The organism is Desulfosporosinus sp. OT, assembly GCF_000224515.1.
Taxonomy (GTDB): Bacteria; Bacillota; Desulfitobacteriia; order Desulfitobacteriales; family Desulfitobacteriaceae; genus Desulfosporosinus.
Genome location: NZ_AGAF01000067.1, coordinates 1 through 2,497 on the forward strand (window position 1 = coordinate 1; position 2,497 = coordinate 2,497).

Consider the following 2,497-nt stretch of genomic DNA (forward strand, 5'->3'; position numbering starts at 1 on the left):
TCTTCTACGGCAATAAAAGCTCCCTCAATCGCTAAACTTTTAACCAACTCTTCTAACATCTGATTCTGATCATTAATCATAGACAGGCTTTCGTTTAATTCAAGAATTCGTTTCTTAAATCCCTGCTTTGCTTCAGGAAATAAATATTTGTCTAATATCTTACTTATCAAAACTCTTATCAAAGTAAAACAAACAATGAACACTATAAATAAAGCTAGTGTCGAAAGATATAGTTCAAGATTAAACGTGCTTGAAAACGTTAAAACGAAGTGTAGATAGGATACAACAAAACTTATAATCACTCCGGCAACGAAATAAGAAATCATTGTCCCTATAAGTCTCTGGCTATCCGGTAAATATTTATTGACTATAGCATAATACAAAGTAGCTGGAATCACCGAAACAAAAAGGGAACTGACCTGAGCACTCATTATCGGTTGATAGCCAAAGATACTGGGAATCGCAGTCAAGAGTACAAATGGTAAGAACCCTATCACCATGCCCAGGAGTATAATATTGGCCTGGTTTTTTTCCGGTTTATCTTTTGGTAATTTTAATGATGCACCTAAATTCCCCAGTGCTAAAAAAATTCCCAAGCTCATTGTTGCTAAGACCATCTTTCTTAATGGACTTACAAAGTGAACAATACCAGAAGATTGCAGTACAGTTATAAGTAAGACGATTGCAAACATCAAAGTTAACATAAGACGGCCCCATTGGTTTATCCGATTTTTAATTTCGTGCGGAAAAACTGCAACAAAATTAATTAGAAGAATGGGCACTGCTGAAAAGATTATGTACTCTAATTCCCTAGCCATTAACAAGCCACGACTCGAAGCTGAAGCCAGGACGATGGCCAAACCTATGAAACTGTTCAGCCAAAATAAGGAACGGGCTTGTTGCAAAAATGGGCGTCTATACCAGGTTATAAATCCCAAAAGCCAATAAGCCAATCCCAAGATAAGCATAGGAATTTCGCTTAAGATCATCTTAAAAATAGGATGTTTAGGTATGGTGATCATGTTGTCAGTTGGTTGACCAACCTTTCGGACGTCAATCGTTGAAGCCCCTTCTACCTGATTCCATATTTGGACGATACGGTATTTATCAATGTCATCATTATTGATTTTTACAATAAGATCTCCGACTCGTACCCCTGATTTATACCCTTCACCCTGAGGATCACTAGAAGTCACAATCCATTGGCCATTAAGGTTTTCTATGTTAAGACCAATATAGGGTTGATTAATAATAGCCACAAAACATACGATCCACAGTACGAGAAAGACGGCACTCGCATAATAATATGCTTGCCGCCTAGATACTCTCTTCCACAAGTTTAATCATCTTTTCTTTGTGTTTTTCCGAAACGGGTAATTGCTTGCATGATTTCCATCGACTTTTGCCGGAGTATTTCATACATCACTCTGCCGTAATGTACTGCCCCTTCATCGATGGTTAATTGTTTTAAACAGTCCTGTTCTTCTTTCCCGAACTCTTGAAACCCTTTGTCTTCAATCCGAATTAACTCTCTGAATTTCCCAGCTTTTTGACCTTGAAGAATGTTCAAAAGGTAAACATAAGGCAGGGTTTTGCGATTGTTCACAAAATCCTTTTTCTTTTCGAAGTCCAAGAAATCGTTTAAATCATTCCTGATTTGGCTCATGATACCCAGATTTGTCCCAAACTCTTCTAATTGTAGCACCACCGATGCAGGCGCACCGCCTAAGGTTGCGCCAATTTTACAGGCACAGGCCGTTAAACTCCCTGATTTACGCTTGACCAGCTCAAAATATTGGTCAAGCGTAACTTGCTCACGAGTGTCAAACAAAATCTCTTGGAATTGACCATCACTGGCCGTTATCCACATATGGCACAAAATTTGACCGACTTCCCTGTAGAGTCTACTATCTCGATCATTAGGTAACGTCGATACCGCCTCACTGCTCAACATACTTAAGCAGATAGCTAGATTCATGGCGTTAGCAGTGGGGATTTGGCGCCACGGTAGATCATCATTATCCTGATCTTGAATATCATCAAAAATATCGGCTGCCAGGGCAGATAATTCCATAGCAATTGCACCTGGCAGCGCAACTTCAGGCACTCCGCTTACACACTCACAATTCATTAATGTTAAGTGAGCCCACTTAAACAGTTCACCGTTCTTACTATCAGCGTTCAGTGATGATTTAATCATTTGGATCATTTCGGAACTAAGTTGGGATCTCGTCAGAATTTCATCAATTTTCGCCGCAATAGCTTGATCAAGCTGAACGTTCGTCATCTTTGATCACCAGTAATCTAGGGGTATTGTTTCAAACGTTAGGGCATCCCCGGATACTTCAAGCTTGGAAAAAGCCTTTTGAACTCTAGTGAATTCATTCACCTTTAATTTTTCCAAAGGCTCCCTCTGTTCCCGAAGCGCCAGACTTTTTGGATTTTTGACAAGTTCATGCACTAGCTCTGCAATTCGTTGGTAGTTCATTTCCATTAC

2 protein-coding genes and 1 pseudogene are annotated in these 2,497 nt (G+C 39.5%); all 3 read right to left on the reverse strand.

The window, feature by feature from the left end; translation table 11 throughout:
- Nucleotides 1-1,259, reverse strand: a pseudogene (locus tag DOT_RS06170) (histidine kinase); the annotation flags it as partial.
- A gap of 80 nt (nt 1,260-1,339) precedes the next feature.
- Complete coding sequence (locus tag DOT_RS06175) at nt 1,340-2,287, reverse strand: polyprenyl synthetase family protein (RefSeq protein ID WP_009615604.1); 948 nt, start codon at nt 2,285-2,287, stop codon at nt 1,340-1,342.
- Nucleotides 2,288-2,293: 6 nt separating this feature from the next.
- On the reverse strand, nt 2,294-2,497 hold a 204-nt coding region (locus tag DOT_RS30310; protein ID WP_040411395.1), incomplete at its 5' end, for a hypothetical protein.

Bases quoted from the DNA above. Each gene is read 5' to 3' on its own strand.
- DOT_RS06175 (WP_009615604.1), bottom strand. From the start codon at position 2,287: ATGACGAACGTTCAGCTTGATCAAGCTATTGCGGCGAAAATTGATGAA.